This window comes from Robertkochia marina (assembly GCF_004799345.1).
Classification (GTDB): domain Bacteria; phylum Bacteroidota; class Bacteroidia; order Flavobacteriales; family Flavobacteriaceae; genus Robertkochia; species Robertkochia marina.
In genome coordinates this window covers 68,893-86,891 of the sequence record NZ_SSMC01000004.1, presented here as the reverse complement: position 1 = coordinate 86,891, position 17,999 = coordinate 68,893, and the positions used below count along the sequence as shown (strand labels likewise).

The window sequence follows — 17,999 nt, the reverse complement described above, 5'->3', positions numbered from 1 at the left end:
TTGAAAAACCTAATGAGATGTAAAAATAATACTCTTTAACCTATCAGTTACTAAAAAAGAGTTAATAAAAACCTTGATAAAATTGTAGTTTTGAGCCAAAACCAAATTATACAATGAAGATCAAATACATGGCATTATTATTCCTGCTGGTTCAATTCTTACCGGCCCAGGAATTACAATCTCCCTCTACCTTTCTGGGCTATGAACTGGGCTCCAGGTTTTCGAGGCACCACCAGGTTATTTCCTACTTTGAACACCTTGAGGCTCAGGCTCCGGACAGGGTAAGGCTTGAACAATACGGTACCACCTACGAAGGAAGACCGTTGATGGTGGCATATGTTTCTACTGCAGAAAACCTACAAAACCTGGAAGCCATCCGGGAAGCACATTTATCAAATGCGAAAGGTGAAGGTACCCCGGACAAAGCCATCGTCTGGATGAGCTACAATGTGCACGGTAATGAAAGTGTTAGTACCGAAGCCTCGATGCTTACCACGTATGAACTTTTAACCTCTAAAAAGGAGTTTCTTGAAAACACCGTGGTTATCATCGACCCCTGTATCAACCCTGATGGGCGCGATCGTTATGTTAACTGGTACAACCAATACAGAAACACCCCGTTTCAGGTTGACCCCAATTCAAAGGAACACCACGAACCCTGGTTATCCGGACGCCCTAACCACTATATGTTCGACCTTAACCGGGATTGGGCCTGGCTTACCCAAAAAGAAAGTCAGCAACGTATCAAACTGTTTACCAAATGGCTCCCGCACATTCATGTTGACTTTCATGAGCAAGGTGTAAACAACCCCTACTATTTTGCTCCGGCAGCAGAACCATTACACGAGGTTATTACCCAATGGCAGAAGGATTTCCAAAAAGAGATCGGAAAAAATCATGCTAAATATTTTGACCGGGAAGGGTGGTTCTATTTTACCAAAGAAAGATTTGACCTGTTATACCCCAGTTATGGAGATACCTACCCCACTTACAACGGTGCCATAGGCATGACCTATGAGCAGGGTGGAAGCGGAAGGGCCGGCCTGGGTATACTGACTGCTATTGGAGACACCCTTACTCTCAAGGACCGAATTGCTCATCACCACACCACAGGACTTTCTACGGTTGAGATCTCATCTCAGAACACAGAACAGCTCAATCGCGAGTTCAGGGACTTCTATAAGGGTAAGGAGTTTACCTATAAGAGCTACGTGCTACAGGGAGAACACGATAAAATGGAGGCCCTTACCCGACTTCTTGATGCTCATGAGATCGAATACGGATTCACTGACAAGCCCGTAAAAGGAGTAAGTTATGAGCCCGGAAAGACCATGAATAATCAAGAACAAAAGCTTGTAGTAAGTACAGATCAATTGAAAGGGACCCTGGTTACTGTTCTTTTTGAACCTCAAACCAAACTGAATGACTCACTTACTTATGATATTACCGCCTGGTCACTTCCGTATGCCTATGGTTTAGACGCCATTGCTTCAAAAAAGATCGTATCGGTTAATGCTGAAAAGACCAACCGGGCACCTCAAATTAATATCGATGCAGATGCCTATGCCTGGATAACCGACTGGAACAGTATGAACGATGCTGAATTCCTGGCCCACCTTCTTAAGAACAATGTAAGAGTTCGATTTAACCAGGAACCCTTTAGTTTCGGACAGCAATCCTTTGAACGCGGCAGCCTGCTGATCACCAAGGGCGATAACAAAGACATCCCGGTAGCATCTCTGCTGGAAGAAGCTGCCAATACGTTCTCTAAAGACATGCATTCAGCTTCTACCGGATTTGTAGACCGCGGATTTGATTTCGGATCACCCAGTGTTCGTATGATCGAAAAGCCTTCGATCGCAGTTTACTCAGGAGGCAGCACTTCTACTCTTGGGTTCGGCGAAGTATGGCATTTCTTTGAACAACAGCTCCAATATCCCGTATCAGTATTGGATGCTGACTATTTCAACCGTATCGATCTGGCCAAATACAACATACTTGTACTTCCTAATATGTGGGGGCTCGAGGATAGTCATCTCAACAAGATCAAGTCATGGGTGAAGGATGGTGGAAAACTGATCGCCATCGGAGATGCCCTGAGGGTGCTTGACAAAGTCGATGATTTTGCCTTGAAAGCCATTGCTGTTGAAGACAAGGAAGAAGGAGAAAAAGAAGTAATTCCAACACCTTTTAACAGCAGTGACCGCGAAGGCATTAAAGAGCTGATCACAGGTGCCGTTTTCAAGGCGAATGTTGATACTACCCATCCTTTAAGCTATGGGTATAGCGATACCTACCATACCTTAAAGCTGCGTGCCGAAGCCTACGAATGGCTGTCAGACGGCAACGCGGTATATCTATCAGATAACGCTCAGCCCATAGCCGGTTTTGCAGGTAGTGAAGCCGTGAAGAAGCAAGGAAAAAGTTTTATTTTTGCTACCGAAAATATGGGTAGCGGAGTAGTCATCTATATGGCCGACAACCCATTATTCAGAGGATTCTGGGAGAATGGAAAACTGTTCTTTACAAATGCGCTGTTCATGGTGAACAATTAGAAATAAAAAAGAATACAACAAAAAAGATCCCGATGATATCGGGATCTTTTTTTATTTGATCAATTCTATATCATAGTCACTCAGATAGAGTATGACCTTCCCTTTTTTGGCTCCTTCACTCTTCAACGCTTCTTTATCAACCTCTCCTTCTCTTGCCAAATAACGGATAGGAATCTTTACTTTCTCCACTTCAAAAGAAACTTCAACCCGTGAAGGCAGGATGTCTTCATCTTTCCGGTAAAACATATTTACGGTGTAGGCTCCCTCCTTTCTGGTCTGTATGTCTGCCTGCAGCAACCTGTTTTTCTGTTTTGAAAGGTATAAGGTTGCAATCGCATAATCAGCCCGCTTATCTTCGGGAATAACATTCATCACCATACTTTCAAGTCCCTGTACCTGCTCTTCTCCCCGGGGAACAGTAATATAATCATACCTGAACAACTCTGACATCACCAGGTCAAGCCCCTTTTTGGGGATGAGCACAAAGTCGTCAGAAGTTACCTGCACCCCCTGATCTCTATCATAACTCATACTTGCCCTCTTAACAGGCATCTGTATAAAATCAATAGCTGTTTCTAATTCTACGTTTACTGTAAATGCATTTATAGACTCCATACGAGCTCTAAGCACTTCCAATGCCTCATTGGTCTGTGACCAGGAAGAGGCAGTGAGGAACAAAAAAATGACACTGATTCCTACTTTCATTCTATATCTGTTTTTTTAAACCACCATATACCGACGGCCGTAATGATCAGGATATATCCTGCAAGAAATATCAAATTCCACAGGATGGCGCTCCAATTGATCGTATACTCAAAGAACATTTGCCAGGTATCATTCAGGTTTACAAAGAACAACCTCCTGAACCATCCCTCACCTAATTGCATTTGAAGCAAAAGATTACAAACGATCAGAAAAAAAGCAGCTACGATCCAGGTTTTTACCGTTTCCCGAAAGATAACCGCCAATAACATACTCACTACTGAAAAGAATACCATGGAAAAGCTTCCCGCTGCAAAAGCCAGGAACAGCCTCAAAAAGGCATCATTTGACTCAAAGAAATTCAGGGCACCGTGAAATACAAAAAGGTCGCCAACCCCAAAGATCAAATAGGATAAAATACCGGAGGTCAGGGCTACCAGTATAACCACAAGAACAGTAAAGAGTATGGCAACGGTAAATTTACTGCGTATATACCTCCCTTTGGATATTCCTGTCATCATAACCGTGCGCAAGGTACCTGCTTCCATCTCAGAAGTAAGCATTCCCGACACCACGATCATCAGGATAAGCGGGAGATGAAACCACATGGTGTTCAACACAATATACACCAGCAAATGTCCGTTGAGCAACTCGCCCTGAAAATGAAAACTCTGCTTGAGGTTTTCCAGAAATATATCAAGAAGAGATGCCCCCTGGTACCAGGCATTCAGCAGGAGTACCACCTGCAGCAATAACAGGGCGCCAAGAGCATACCAGGTACGACTCTGCCGAAACAGTTTATACCATTCTACCCGGATCACAGCGTTATTCATCAACGACATCCAATAACTTTTTTATATCTGTTTCAGGAACACAGGAAAACACCTTGGTGCCTTCTTCGGCGAGGTCCTTTATAATATTCTCAATACCCTTTGGCGGCTCTTTTACCCTGGCCGTATGCCCCTGGATAAGTGCCCCATTATCTCTCAAAACTTTTGATCTTTCCAGGTGTTCCCCTGAGATCAGGTAGTAACTTGTAGATTTTTCTACCAGGGCACGGGGTGTATCCTCGCGAATGATCTTCCCGTTATTAATAACATAAATACGGTCGCAGGTACGTATCATTTCATCGACCAGGTGAGAAGACACCAAAATACCAATACCCCGCTCCCGGGCCAATTCCATGATAAGCGTTCTTAAACGGGTCACCCCCATAGGGTCCAATCCTGAAAAGGGTTCATCAAGAACCAGAAAGGGTGGATCATTGAGCAGGGCAATGGCGATAGCCAGACGCTGTCGCATTCCCATGGAATAATTCTTTACACGGTCTGATCTTTTGGTATCCAGACCGACCCGCTCTAAATAAGAAGTAGTAGCAGCATCGCTTACCGGTGCACCTTGAATTTTACCGAAGGCCCGAAGGTTCTCTGCGGCATTCAGATATTCGTAAAGTGCCGGTTTTTCAATAATACCCCCAAGCATCTTGCCTTTGTTGGTCGTTATGCTCACCTCTCCGGCATCGGCACTGACAAGCCCCATTATGATCTTGAACAAAGTGGATTTTCCGGCGCCGTTAACGCCCAATAAACCAACGATCTCTCCCTGCTCACAATGCAGGCTAACCTGTTTGAGAACCTGAGTATTATTGAATGATTTTTGAATTTGAATGGCGGCTAGACTCATGCAAGGGCTTGCAGATAAAGTTTACGATAATTGTATTTGGGGACGTAATTTTTCTCTAAGAAGGTTCGGTTCCAGAAATGTTTTCTAATAAAGAACAGCGGATCCTGTATCATGAAATAAGGAATATAATGCCACCATTTAACCCCCACTTTTCTGTAATATGCCTGAACTTCAGCTTCGAGACCCAATTCTTTGGCTGCTTCCAAAGCCGCATTGCGCTGGCATTTTGAAGCTATGTATAAACGTGCAATACGGTCTTTATAGCCGTGAGCGTAAAAAAGATCCTTTGCCCGTTTGTAATTCTGATACCTTGACCATCCATCGGCCATGACCAGGAAAATGTGTACAAAAGAAAACCCAAAACACCACAACCAGAAAAATATCACCCACCAGGCGGCATTGTTTTCTATGGCATTGGATAGCATCACATAGAATACCCAGGATTCAAGAACGAACAAGAACATGGAATAATACAACAATCTACCTACCCTGAAATAGGAAACAATGGGGTGAGGTTGCTTTGGCACTTGTTCTTTTGTCATAATATTTTTAAGAATTACCCTACAGGGGGTTGAAATTTATAGATAATTCTGAAATAAATTTACTAATTACTTGTCTTAATCGCTAATCAATATCATTTTTCAGTTCTGCCGACAACCCATTATTGCCTGAAATATTGAGAACTTTGGGTCATCATAATTTTATGCATAACAGAACCAACTCTGCCTGCAGCGAACTCAATCAGAACGACCTTCCGGCGGCTTCTCCTGCTGAGGCTGCAACTTTTTCTTTCCAGACCGCCCCATGTAATATCCCATGATATAAAAGGAAACGATCAGGATAACCACCAAAAGGATCAGGATCAACATTAGCTTCCAGAGAATTCCGTCTATTTGTTCCAGGGTTCGTTCTGTAATACCGCCCAGGTCGGCCAAGGCGGCTTCTCTCTCGCGGGCTACAATGGTATCAAGAGCCAAACGTTCACGAAGCACCATACTGTCAATAGACATACGTTCACCTTGAACAAATGCCTTGGTTTGATCAAGATCGTTCTCCACCCTGCTCATAATATCTGATGCCCGAGTACTTAAGGTATCAATAGACCCCTGAAGCTTGTTCGGCAGGTCATCTAGACGACCCAACATCTTGTTCAGCTGCTCATCTACCTGCTGCAAGCGATAGTCAAGATCAATGGTATCCCACCCTTGCTCAGCGATCATCTTCTCAGTATTCCATTTCAGGCTTTTAACTGAGCTTTGTGAATTAAATTGCAGTCGGTTGGCCCAGTCGGCCACCACCTGGGGAAGGCTTCCTACGGTTTTGATAGCCGAAGAATCAGGAAGTCCCTTATATTCAAGATATTCTTTTCTCAGGGTTTGATCGGTAAAACGAAGGTTGGTGAGAGGATGGGTCTCTGCATACCGGTATACCAACTGGCTGTAATCTCTATAGCGTTCCCAGGGTAGCACCTCTCTGGCTTTCTCTTCAAAATCTCTCAGGTTTCCTGTGGTCACCGACTGAACCAGTGGCTGCCAGTTCTTATAACGGGTTTTACCCCGATCAGAGCGTGCAAAGTCACTAAACTGCTTGGTAAGAGTCCATGTATCTATTAAAGCAAGGTCGGGTGAGGTTTGAAAGGCCGCATTGTTATATGACTGCAAAGACTTGATCTTCCATAAATAAGCAAACGTTCTTACTTCTGAATCTTTGCTGTAACCAAGAATACTGTCGGCTGCCTTTTCGATCTTCGATCCGCTCAGCCGGGTGTATTCCTGCACCAGCAATCTGCGATTCAACTCTCCTTTGGTGAGGGGCTCGGTTTCATTGATCTTTCGAATGAGGGAACAGGAAGAAAATGTGCTTACAAGAAAAAATCCAATAAGGAAATTTCTGAACAAAATCTTGCTTAACATACAGGTTTACAGGAAATTACATTACAATAAATTAAAGATACTATTAATTCCTGAAAACCTGCGGAAAGTGTAAAACCATCAGATGATCACCCCGAAAAAAAAGATGAGCTGTGAATTCCGGGTGTTTATCTTATATATGATTCCTTTTAGTAATACTTTCTCCTTCCCCTGCTAAGCGAGGACCGAGCGTTTAAAAAAACAGCCGGTGGCTGTTTTTAGCGAAGGTGCCAGACGGCGCGAGGAAGGAAAGCTGGAAGCTTTGACAGAAGGGGTCATCCAGTACGTTAAGAATGGTCATTAGAATGAAACTTTCTTGAAATACTTCAAAAAACAACCATCCACCCACAAAACGTCCAATTTCCAACTTTTTCGAACTAACCCCACATCCCGGTCAAAAATAATATTCGTAACTTTTGAATATCAATAGCTTACAAACCAACCAACATCCAAAACGATGAAACGCATTATCACCGTATTAATTCTCATCTTTTGTTTATCCTGCCAAACCACTGAAAAAAAAGAACAGGACCAATTAGGAGTCGTACACCTTGAAGTGAGCGGGAACGAAAAAGCCCGGGAACATTTTAAAAAAGGACTATTGCTTCTGCACAGCTTCGAGTACACCGATGCCAGAGAGGCTTTTCATAAGGCCATCAGCGCTGATCCTGATATGGGGATGGCCTACTGGGGCGAAGCCATGACATACAATCACAGCATCTGGTTTGAACAGGATTTTGAGAAAGCAGTGGAGAGTCTCGAAAAAATGGGATCAAGAGAACATCTTAAATTAGATGATCCCCTGGAACAGGACCTGGTAGCTGGCGTTAAAATCCTCTACCAACCTGAAAAGTCTAAAGCTCAAAGAGACCAGGAATACGCCGGGTACCTAAAAGCTCTTTATCAAAAATATCCCGGAAATCATGAGGTGGCTTCTTTCTATGCCCTCTCACTTCTCGGAACGGTTTCTGAGGGACGTGATTATGAGGTTTATGGGGAAGCGGCCCGCATTGCCCGGGAGGTTCTTAATGAAAATCCGAAACACCCCGGAGCCCTGCATTACCTGATCCACTCTTATGACGATCCTGATCACGCCCACCTGGCTCTTAACGCCGCAGATGCTTATGCCAAGGTGGCCCCGGATGCAAGTCACGCCCTTCATATGCCTTCGCATATTTATGTAGCCAAGGGGATGTGGGAACAGGTAGTTGCCTCTAACGAAGAATCTTACCAGGCCAGCCTGAATCGCATGGAAAGAAAATCACTATCAAACGATGCACGGGGTTACCATTCTTATCATTGGCTGCAATACGGCTACCTCCAACAGGGCCGAACGGACCTTGCTAAAGAAATGACCATTAACCTTTCAGATTACGTAGCTGCCACCCCCTCTAAAAGAGGAAGGTCGCATATGGTATTTCTCAAAGGCACCTACCTGGTGGAAACCAATGATTGGACTGACGCCATAGGTAACATTCCCGTTGAAGTGGCAGACCTGAATATTACCATCAGGGCTCAATATATGTTTATTGAAGGATTGAAAGCCTCTATGGAAAAAGACTTGGAAGCACTGTTGGAAATCATTCAAAATATGGAAACAGATCTCAGCCGGGAAGCTGTCCTGGTTGATAACCTGGAAAAAGGATATCCCGGATGTACCAACCTGACACGGGAAACTGCCAACCAAACTGACCTTCAATTTACGCAAGCCATGATCTTTCAACTGAAAGCCTACAAAGCAATACTGGAGAATGATCCTGAATTAACCGAGAGATTCCTGAAGGAAGCGGTAGCCATAGAAGAAAGATTGAGCTATAGCTACGGGCCTCCTGTCATTCAAAAACCTACCCTTGAAATGTACGCAGACTGGCTGTTAACTCAAGGGCGCGCTTCAGAAGCTTTGAAAACATATCAAAAGGCATTACAGAGAACGCCAAACCGAACCCTGACCCTGGAAGGGGCTCTGAAGGCTGCTGAGATGGCCGACAAACCCGCCCTGGTCAAACAATTCAAAGAGCAGCTCAGCAACAACATGAAATATCCGCAAAAAGCATAAAAAAAGCCTCCCTGCAAAAGGGAAGCTTCTTACATTGCTATCTATAGCTTTTACTTTACAGGAATCCCGTAAAGATCAAAATCTCCTGCATCGGTGATCTCCACCATGGTATATTCTCCTATTTTAACATAGTGTTCTGTGGCATCGATCAACACCTCATTGTCAACATCCGGGGAGTCAAATTCTGTTCTTCCAACAAAATAATTCCCTTCTTTTCGGTCTATGATACAGCGATAGGTATTGCCGATCTTTTCCTGGTTAAGCTCCCAGGAGATCTGCGACTGAAGTTCCATGATCTCTGATGCTCGTTGCTGCTTTACTTCCTCCGGCACGTCATCCTCCAGGTTGTAGGCATGGGTGTTTTCTTCATGGCTGTAGGTAAAGCATCCCAATCGTTCAAACCGCATCTCCTTCACCCATTCTTTAAGAATGTTAAAATCTTCTTCCGTCTCTCCGGGGTAGCCAACAATAAGAGTTGTTCTGATAGCCATATCCGGAACAGCTGTTCTGAAGTCCTTCAGCAGGTTGGTTGTTTTTTCATAAGTAGTACCCCTACGCATTGATTTGAGGATCTTATCAGAAATGTGCTGTAAAGGAATATCAATATAATTACAAACCTTTGGTTCTTCCCTGATCACGTCAAGTACATCTTTTGGAAATCCTGTCGGAAAAGCATAATGCAAGCGGATCCATTCAATGCCTTCTACCTTTACCAATTCCTTTAACAGATCGGCCAAGGCACGTTTTTTATAAAGGTCCAGTCCATAATAGGTCAGGTCCTGGGCAATAAGTATCAACTCCTTCACCCCATTTGCTGCCAGCTTCCCTGCTTCCTTTACCAGGTCTTCGATCGGGGTACTTCTGTGCTTACCTCTCATCAGGGGAATGGCGCAAAAGCTGCAAGGACGATCACATCCTTCCGCTATTTTCAGGTAAGCATAGTTTTTCGGGGTTGTGGTAAGTCGCTCTCCAATAAGCTCATGCTTGTAATCGGCACCAAGCGCTTTCAGTAGCACCGGCAGATCTGAAGTTCCGAAATACTGGTCTACATCCGGAATTTCTTTTTCGAGATCCGGCTTATACCGTTCGCTCAGACATCCGGTTACAAAAACCTTGTCTACCTCACCTTCCTCCTTTTTATGCAGGTACTCCAGGATGGTGTTCACGCTCTCCTCCTTGGCATTATTGATAAATCCACAGGTATTGATCACCACGATATTACCTTCTTCCTCATGCACCACATCCTTACCACTGGCTTTTAACTGCCCCATCAGAACCTCACTGTCGTAAACATTCTTAGAGCACCCCAGGGTAACCACATTGATCTTATTCTTTTTTAAGGACCTCGTTCTCATAGCCTGATTTTTTTTTGCAGGATGCAAAATTACGATAAGATGCTGGATTTCACGTAGTGTTTGAATGGAAATGTGAGGTGGCAGTTAGTAGTTCGCAGTTTGCAGTTTGCAGTTTGCAACAGCCATCGTATTTATGGATTCCGCTGAGAGATTATTTATTTTCTACAGTTATCCCGAGGCGTCAGTTCGAGTGCCACGCTAAAAGCGTGGTGTATCGAGAACAATTCAGGATCAACAGCCTCTCGATACGATTCCGCTTGCGGAATCACTCGAGGTAACACCTGCGATTCAATCTGTCGTCACCCTATGGAATTTCGGATTTGAACATTGGTTTTTGCAAATGTCATCCCAAAATACCTGAAAGCCACACCACCAGGTCATTTTCAAAATATCGAAGGGCACTTACCACTACGATCCCAAAAAGGGCGAAAGGCCAGTTGTGTTTTTCCTTTTTCAACAGGTAAAAGGCCGTAAAACCCAAAAGGAACAGCAATCCTGCCAGCACCAGCTGGGGCCCCGGCAAGGGGGTTCCGGAAAACACCGCATACAATTTAACCCCCATATAAAAACCACAATAATAGCCGATGATCTTGGTCACAATGACCAGGTTACGTTCTGACATAACAATTATTTATAGATTTCCGGTTGTTTTCGGGCCTTAAGCACAGTTTCTATGGCCATACCCAGTTCCAGCAATTCTTTCTCTGAATAAGGCAGTCCGATCAGGGTAATGCCTTCCGGCTCTCCGGATGGGGTGTAGCCCATGGGCACACACAAAGCGGGATATTTAGCCACAGCCGCATAGCCGGCCGAATAATTATTGATCGACAAAAAGGCATCAACATTATCAATTTTTAGAGCCATATCAAATCGTTTCTGTCCTTCTACCCTTAAAGTTTCTTTGATAGCTTCAAGGGCCGTACTCGAGGTGGTATCGGCAATGATATCCTGAAAATATTTTTGTCCGTAAGGCATTCTAACCAGCGTATCCTGCAGATTAAACTGCGCTATATCAGCTACCTCTCTCACAGTAATATTCTTGGAGGAATGTTCTTCCAGGTAGGCCGGCAGATCGTATTTCATATCCATATTCAACAAGGTGGTAAAACCTTGCATACGGCCTCCCTCCTGCTCTTCATAGACCAGGATCTCAGCACCGGCTTTACGCAATGCCTCCACCGCCTGAGCATAAAGACTGTCACTCTCCATATAGGGTTGGTAAACCCCAAGACGTTTGCCTTGCAGCTCAGTACCCGAAAGGGCGGCAAGATAATCTGCGGTGCCTCCCAGGGAAGCAGCATCATCAGGATCTTCTCCTGACATGGCATCCATCAGGATCACGTTGTCGGTAACATTCTTAGTCATAGGTCCCGGAGTATCAAGAGTACTCGAGATCGGTACGATCCCCGTTCTTCCGAGGACCCCTATGGTTGGCTTTAAGCCCACCACGGAATTCTGGCCGGAGGGCGACAAGATCGACCCGGAGGTTTCACTACCTACAGCCCCCACCGCATAGTTTGCGGCAATTGCCACTCCGCTTCCGGAACTGGAACCACCGGTTTCGAATTCCCGGGGACCGTATGGATTCAGGGTCTGCCCTCCAATGGCCGAATACCCCACCGGACATCCCTGGCAGAAATAGTAAGCCCACTCACTAAGATTTGCTTTTCCGAGAATCAGAGCTCCTTTACTTTTAAGTTGTTTGGTAATAAAGGCATCACCTGCCATATTATCCTGAAGCACTACAGCTCCCGCTGTTGTTGGCATACCTTCAGCCCCGATATTATCCTTTAATAATACAGGCATTCCGAAAATGGGATGCTTATTTTCCTGTTGTTGTCTCAAACGATCCATGGCGGCAGCCTGTTCCAAGATCTGTGGATTAAGACTGATAATGGTGTGCAATGATGTTTCAGGGTTTTGCTCGTATTTTCTTATTCGCCACAGGTAGAACAGGCAAAGCTCTTCATAGGTGAATTCTTCGGCAGCCACCGATTCCTGAATTTCAGGAATAGATCGCTCCAGTACCAGGGGCATCATTTCTGTATAGCGCTCTTCCCCAAATTTATCAAGTGCCTTTTCAAAGGGCGCGAACATATCGGGTCGCTCTACCCTGGAAGCTATCAGCTTATAACGCATTCTGGGATTTTCATGCTCCTGTTGCTGTTCGATCAGCAGTGCTTCATTATAACCCGGCACCTCTTCCTTCTCCTGTTTACAGCCAAAGAGAGAGAGCATAAGCACTAAAGAAAGTAAAGTAGTACGCATAGAAGAAATTTTTGTCTAAATATAGGCAAAGTTAGGCAGTCCTGCCTGCGGCAGGCAGGTATACCGTTATGCGGTTATGCGGGTAAGGATTATGATCGTCTTCGCGAGGCCATGCAATGGCCTACCACTGACGGATTATCAATTCAGACGTTAAGGAACTTGCTAACCACCCCGGCCTTCCTGCCATCCCGCCGGCTGGCTCCCCTGGCTGCCGTCAGGCAGGTTCGCTAAAATGGTTCACTTGCCATCGCACCTCCTGGCTCCTCACTATGAAAGGTTCACCGAACCTTTCACTACCGTTCGGCCCTTTACGCTCGGCCCCGCAAAGGCGAAAACAAACTTTTGAAATCGGGTATTGAAAATCGAAAAGTACAATCTGCAAACTGCTAACTGTAAACTGCTAACTGTAAACTATCCCCTCAAAGCCTGTATGGCCTTTTTCACAGAGCCGTACATTTCCAGGGTTTTGGCGGCGGTTTTCTGGTCAATACCGGTAGCTTCCATGATAAAACGAATACCGCGGTGCACCAGCTTTTTATTGTTGAGCTGCATGTTCACCATCTTATTCCCTTCCACTCTTCCGATGCGGATCATCAGGGCGGTACTGATCATATTCAGCACCAGTTTTTGAGAGGTTCCGCTTTTCATTCTGGTACTCCCGGTAACGAATTCCGGACCTACGTTAACCTCAATGGGAATATCGACAGCCTTCGCCAGGGGCGATCCGGGATTATTGGTAATTCCGGCGGTGAGAATTCCGTGTTCCTTAGCGGCCTTCATTCCTCCCAACACGTAGGGAGTGGTTCCGGAGGCTGCAATGCCTACCACCACATCATTCTCTGTGATATTGTATTCCATCAGGTCTTTCCAGGCCTGGCTGGTATCATCTTCGGCAAACTCCACGGCTTTTCTAATAGCGCCATCACCACCGGCAATGAGCCCTACCACCCGATCAAAGGGCATACCGAAGGTAGGAGGAATTTCAGAGGCATCCAGGACACCCAGTCTTCCGCTGGTACCGGCCCCGATATAAAATAATCGTCCTCCATCAAGGAATCGACCCGTAAGTTCTTCTACCAGGAGGGCTACCTGGGGTATCACCTTCTCAACGGCCTCAGCCACTTTCTTATCCTCTTCATTCATTCTCCTGAGCAATTCCTCAGAAGACATCCTTTCCAAATGATCATGAAGGGATGATTGTTCTGTGATCTTAGTCATGTTCTTCTACCTGTTATAAAAGGTTTACGTTAAAAGACTGATATGGCCTTAATACTTCTGCATCGGGCGGCAATTCAGTGATCAGGGTATCTATATCCCGGATATCACAGGTCTTAAAGCGTTGTACAGAGTTAAGTTTTTCTGAAATACACAAAGATACGATACGTCTTGAACTATTGATCATGGCTTTTTTTACCTGTACCACCTCATAATCAAATTCGGTCAATCCGTGTTCAATATCCAGGTAACCGGTACCCAAAAAACACAGATCGGCCCTGATATTCCCCAGTTCCTGCACCACCTGGGCGCCAATAGCCAATTGGGCATCTTTTGAGACCTTTCCTCCGATCACAATGACCTCGGCCTTGGGGTGGGCCAGCAATTGCATGGCAATAGGCAGGCTGGGTGTAAATACTGTAATATCCATATCGGCCGGTAATTGCCGGGCCAGTTCAAGATTCGTGGTACCTCCACTCATCAGGATCACAGCGTTCTCTTTGATCAGGGTAATGGCCTTTTGAGCGATCTGCGCCTTCTTTTCTTTGTTAAAAACCTCGTTATTGGAAAACGGAAAAATATTATAGCCTAAGGAAATGGCTCCTCCGTGCACCTTTTTCAACTTTTTATTGTCATCTAATTCCTTGACATCTCTTCGTATGGTATCGATGCTCACCCCCAGGGTATCGGCAATGTCAGAGAGCTGGATCCGGCTTCGGATGCTCACCTCATTCAGGATGTGTTGATGGCGCTCGGCTTTTAACATAATTTTTGTAATTATTTTAACAAAGATAGCAAAAAATCTAAATCTGCAGTTTTTTGCAGTTTCTTGTCGGTAAATTCTTCCTAATAATACGTTTTTTTCCAATATAAAACAGCAATAACTTGCATAAATTAGAAAAATTGACGTTATTTGAGAGGATAGTCTTACTTGAAAACGGCAGGTTACGGATGAAAACGCCAGAAATACTGCGAAAAAACGCAAACGTTTGCGCGCGCATCTCCGGGCTATAAGTTTTTTAAACAGACCATTCAACATTCTAATTAATAGTTAACTAATTCAAATTATGAACAACAAACGCTTACTAAAAAACAGTAAGACAACAAAGGCCCTGATGTTTCTGGGCTTGCTGTTGCTGCCGTTGGCCATGATCGCTCAGGCCAACATCGTTTCCATTTCGGGAACAGTGACAGATACCAATAGCGGCACACCCCTGGCGGGGGTAACTGTAATGGTATCCGGAACTACCTTTGGAACCACGACCAATTTTGACGGTAATTATGAATTAAATGTTGGCCTGGACAGCGGGTCATACGTGCTCGAGGCAGCCTACCTGGGGTTTGCCACCAGCAAGGCTACTATTGAAGTAGGGAGCCAGAGTTCATTTACCGTAAACTTCCAGTTAACCGAAGACTTACTGAACCTCGATGAGATCGTGGTTACCGGTACCGCCGGAAATGTGAGCCGACGATCGCTGGGTAACGCAGTTGGATCTATTAAGGCGGCCGAGATCGCCAACACCGGATCTAACAACCCTTTATCTGCCATTTCAGGTAAGGTTGCCGGTGCCATTGTTACTCAAAACTCGGGAGATCCTGCCGGTGGTTTCTCTGTAAGACTTCGTGGTATCAGTACCATTAACGGATCTTCAGAGCCGTTATACGTTATTGATGGGGTTATTGTTGACAACAGCTCTCAAAACGTGATCAACCTTAATGCCGATGCTATGGGTACAAGTTTCCAGGCAGGGCAAAACCGTCTGGTAGACATCAACCCTAACGACATTGAAAGCATCGAGGTACTAAATGGTGCAGCTGCTGCTGCGATCTACGGATCTTTGGCATCTAACGGGGTGGTACAGATCATCACCAAAAAAGGTAAAGCCGGTGATGCCAGGGTAAACTTCAGTACGGCCGGAAATACCAGCTGGGTAAGAAAGCGTCTTGACTTTAACGATTTCCCTGAAAGATTCGGATATCCCGGAAGTGAGCGTCTTAACACGACCGGCGACCGTTTAACCACTATTGCCGACCTGCGTTCTGCAGATGACCGTGCGGCCCTTCCGGGTACAGGCCCTGCGGCCCTTGCCGGGCGTCCGTTAGTAGAAGAAACATACGCTGTAACAAGATATGACTATCAGGATCTTATCTTCAGAGATATTGCCTATGGTACCGAAAACAACTTCTCTATTGCAGGAGGATCTGAGAAATCTAAACTGTATTTCTCTACCAATTACAACCGTAACCAGGGGGTTATTGAAGATACCTATTTCCAGAAATACGGTGCCCGATTAACCTATACCCAGGAGCTTTCCAGTAAGTTAAGCATGACAGCCGGACTTACCTATAACAATTCAAGCAGTGAGGACAAACCTAACGGAAACAACTTCTTCAGTCCGATCAGTTCGTTATTCATTACCGATAATGTTTGGGATGCTGACGAAAGAGATGAACTGGGCAACCTTTTACCCGTGGAGCCTGTACGTTTGAATCCATTGACCATTATTGAGACCTACGACATTACACAGGAGACCAATCGTTTTATCGGGAATGTAACCTTTAACTATACGCCGATCGAAAACCTGAACATTAAGTACACGGCCGGTCAGGACAGCTATTCTCTGAAGGGTAATGTTTTCCAGCCAAGAGTTCCTTATAGTGGGGTAAGTGCATCTTTCTTCCCTGATGGTTATGCCAGTGTGGCGACCAATAACTTCCTGAGCAGAACCAGCGACCTGGTTGCTGACTATAAGTTAAAGCTTACTGAAGATTTTACGTTGACTTCCACCGTGGGAGGACAGTACCTGTACAGAAGATCAGAATCGACGCGTGCCGAAGGTAGAGACCTTCAGGGAGGTGTACAGACGATCAACGGGGTTCTTAACCTGTTCAATCCTCCATCGGAGTCAAGATCTGAATTTGCCCTTTGGGGAGGATTCCTTCAGGAAAACCTGAACTGGGATAACAAGATCTATCTGACCCTTTCAGGACGGATTGACGGTGCTTCTTCTTTCTCACCTGACAACAGAAACCAGTTCTATCCTAAAGCCAGTACTTCTATCATCCTGTCGGATTTTGATTTCTGGAACAAGGATTCATTTTGGAATACGCTTAAGCTGAGATCTTCTTACGGAGAAGCCGGTAACCTTACAGCCATCGGACCCTTCAGCCGATTTAATTTTGCGAATCCGGTACTACTGGGTGGTCTTGGTGGCTTTGTTGCTACTTCCAGCCTTGGTGATGAGAACATCAGACCGGAGCGAATGAAAGAATTCGAGGTGGGTGCTGATATGTCTTTCTGGAACGGACGCCTGGCACTTCAGGGTACCTATTACACTCAGAATATCGAAGACCTTGTACTTACTGTAGGTACAGCTCCGACTTCGGGAGGTACTTCGCTTCTTACCAATGTTGGTACCATGAAGAATAACGGTATTGAATTACAATTGAACGTGACCCCGATCAGATCAGATAACTTTATCTGGAACAGTTCCCTGGCCTACAACACCTACAACAATGAAGTGAATGATGCCAACACCGGACGTCTTGGTCAGGCCATACGTGGTGGTGGCGGAACCCAGAGTTTGATCGATGGACAGCCATTAGGGGTGTTCGTTGGAACCTTTTTTGCCCGAAACGAAGACGGAAGTTTATTACTTTCACCTGACGGACTTCCTCAGGTAGAACGTGGTGATGATACCACCGGAGAGATCCAAAGAGATGCTAACGGACAACCTGACGGCACTCCTTTGCGTAAGATCCTTGGTGATCCGAATCCGGAGTATACGGCTTCTTTCATCAATGAGTTCAGTTACAAGCGTTGGAATTTCCGTATGCAACTGGATGCCATCGGCGGATTTGATGTATACAACTGGAACTCTATTACCGGTAACAACGTTGGTAACGGTCAGCTGGCTGAGGCTGAGCTTCGCGGAGAAGTGCCACGTGGTTGGGTAGCCGCCATCGGTGGATTCATCGGACCTCGTATCCAGGAATTCCACGTAGAAGACGGTTCTTTCGTAAAATTAAGAGAGTTGCAGGTATCTTATGACTTCGGTCAGACCTCCTTTGCTGAGAACCTTCAGGTAAGCCTGATCGGTAGAAACCTGGTATCTTTTGACGATTACACCGGTTTTGACCCGGAGACCAACTCTGCAGGACAAAGTAACCGTGTGCGAGGAGATGACTTTGGTAACGTGCCAATTCCTGCAACCTTACAATTACGTTTATCAGCATCATTCTAAAACAAAAGACA

At 45.2% G+C, this 17,999-nt stretch carries 13 protein-coding genes; 3 read left to right on the top strand and 10 right to left on the bottom strand.

Annotated elements, in window-relative coordinates; all coding sequences use genetic code 11:
* Window positions 1–113 precede the first annotated feature (113 nt).
* Window positions 114–2,555, top strand: a complete 2,442-nt coding sequence (locus E7Z59_RS14070; RefSeq protein ID WP_136336996.1) for a M14 family metallopeptidase — start codon at window positions 114–116, stop codon at window positions 2,553–2,555.
* Window positions 2,556–2,606: 51 nt separating this feature from the next.
* On the opposite strand, the gene E7Z59_RS14065 is transcribed toward E7Z59_RS14070, so the two are convergent.
* The 5 genes from E7Z59_RS14065 to E7Z59_RS14045 form a co-directional block, all read right to left on the bottom strand.
* The gene (locus tag E7Z59_RS14065; protein ID WP_136336995.1) at window positions 2,607–3,260 is read right to left on the bottom strand and encodes a hypothetical protein; all 654 of its coding nucleotides are present in this window, start codon (window positions 3,258–3,260) and stop codon (window positions 2,607–2,609) included.
* A complete protein-coding gene (locus tag E7Z59_RS14060; RefSeq protein ID WP_242015597.1) occupies window positions 3,257–4,099 on the bottom strand; it encodes an ABC transporter permease in 843 nt (280 codons plus the stop codon). Before E7Z59_RS14060 ends, E7Z59_RS14065 begins: the two co-directional genes overlap by 4 nt.
* Entirely contained in the window at window positions 4,083–4,940 is an 858-nt protein-coding gene (locus E7Z59_RS14055) for an ABC transporter ATP-binding protein (RefSeq protein WP_136336994.1), read from the bottom strand. The genes E7Z59_RS14060 and E7Z59_RS14055 overlap by 17 nt, the downstream gene beginning before the upstream one ends.
* Window positions 4,937–5,482 (bottom strand): hypothetical protein, encoded by a 546-nt coding sequence (locus tag E7Z59_RS14050; RefSeq protein ID WP_136336993.1) that lies wholly within the window; start codon window positions 5,480–5,482, stop codon window positions 4,937–4,939. The genes E7Z59_RS14055 and E7Z59_RS14050 overlap by 4 nt, the downstream gene beginning before the upstream one ends.
* A gap of 195 nt (window positions 5,483–5,677) precedes the next feature.
* Window positions 5,678–6,853: a hypothetical protein gene (locus E7Z59_RS14045; protein WP_136336992.1), complete on the bottom strand. Its 1,176-nt coding sequence runs from the start codon at window positions 6,851–6,853 to the stop codon at window positions 5,678–5,680.
* 454 nt (window positions 6,854–7,307) lie between these two features.
* On the opposite strand from E7Z59_RS14045, the gene E7Z59_RS14040 reads away from it, so the two are divergent.
* Complete coding sequence (locus tag E7Z59_RS14040; protein ID WP_136336991.1) at window positions 7,308–8,906, top strand: tetratricopeptide repeat protein; 1,599 nt, start codon at window positions 7,308–7,310, stop codon at window positions 8,904–8,906.
* A 50-nt stretch (window positions 8,907–8,956) separates the two neighbouring features.
* On the opposite strand, the gene rimO is transcribed toward E7Z59_RS14040, so the two are convergent.
* From rimO to E7Z59_RS14015, 5 genes are all read right to left on the bottom strand, one after another.
* Window positions 8,957–10,261, bottom strand: coding sequence for a 30S ribosomal protein S12 methylthiotransferase RimO (rimO, locus tag E7Z59_RS14035; RefSeq protein ID WP_136336990.1), 1,305 nt, complete (start codon window positions 10,259–10,261; stop codon window positions 8,957–8,959).
* 343 nt (window positions 10,262–10,604) lie between these two features.
* Window positions 10,605–10,883, bottom strand: coding sequence for a hypothetical protein (locus E7Z59_RS14030; protein WP_136336989.1), 279 nt, complete (start codon window positions 10,881–10,883; stop codon window positions 10,605–10,607).
* A 5-nt stretch (window positions 10,884–10,888) separates the two neighbouring features.
* The gene (locus E7Z59_RS14025) at window positions 10,889–12,529 is read right to left on the bottom strand and encodes an amidase family protein (protein ID WP_136336988.1); all 1,641 of its coding nucleotides are present in this window, start codon (window positions 12,527–12,529) and stop codon (window positions 10,889–10,891) included.
* Window positions 12,530–12,940: 411 nt separating this feature from the next.
* On the bottom strand, window positions 12,941–13,747 hold the full coding sequence (gene murQ, locus E7Z59_RS14020; protein WP_136336987.1) for an N-acetylmuramic acid 6-phosphate etherase: 807 nt from the start codon (window positions 13,745–13,747) through the stop codon (window positions 12,941–12,943).
* Window positions 13,748–13,760: 13 nt separating this feature from the next.
* Entirely contained in the window at window positions 13,761–14,510 is a 750-nt protein-coding gene (locus E7Z59_RS14015) for a DeoR/GlpR family DNA-binding transcription regulator (RefSeq protein ID WP_136336986.1), read from the bottom strand.
* Window positions 14,511–14,811: 301 nt separating this feature from the next.
* On the opposite strand from E7Z59_RS14015, the gene E7Z59_RS14010 reads away from it, so the two are divergent.
* Complete coding sequence (locus E7Z59_RS14010; RefSeq protein WP_136336985.1) at window positions 14,812–17,988, top strand: SusC/RagA family TonB-linked outer membrane protein; 3,177 nt, start codon at window positions 14,812–14,814, stop codon at window positions 17,986–17,988.
* Window positions 17,989–17,999: the final 11 nt, after the last annotated feature.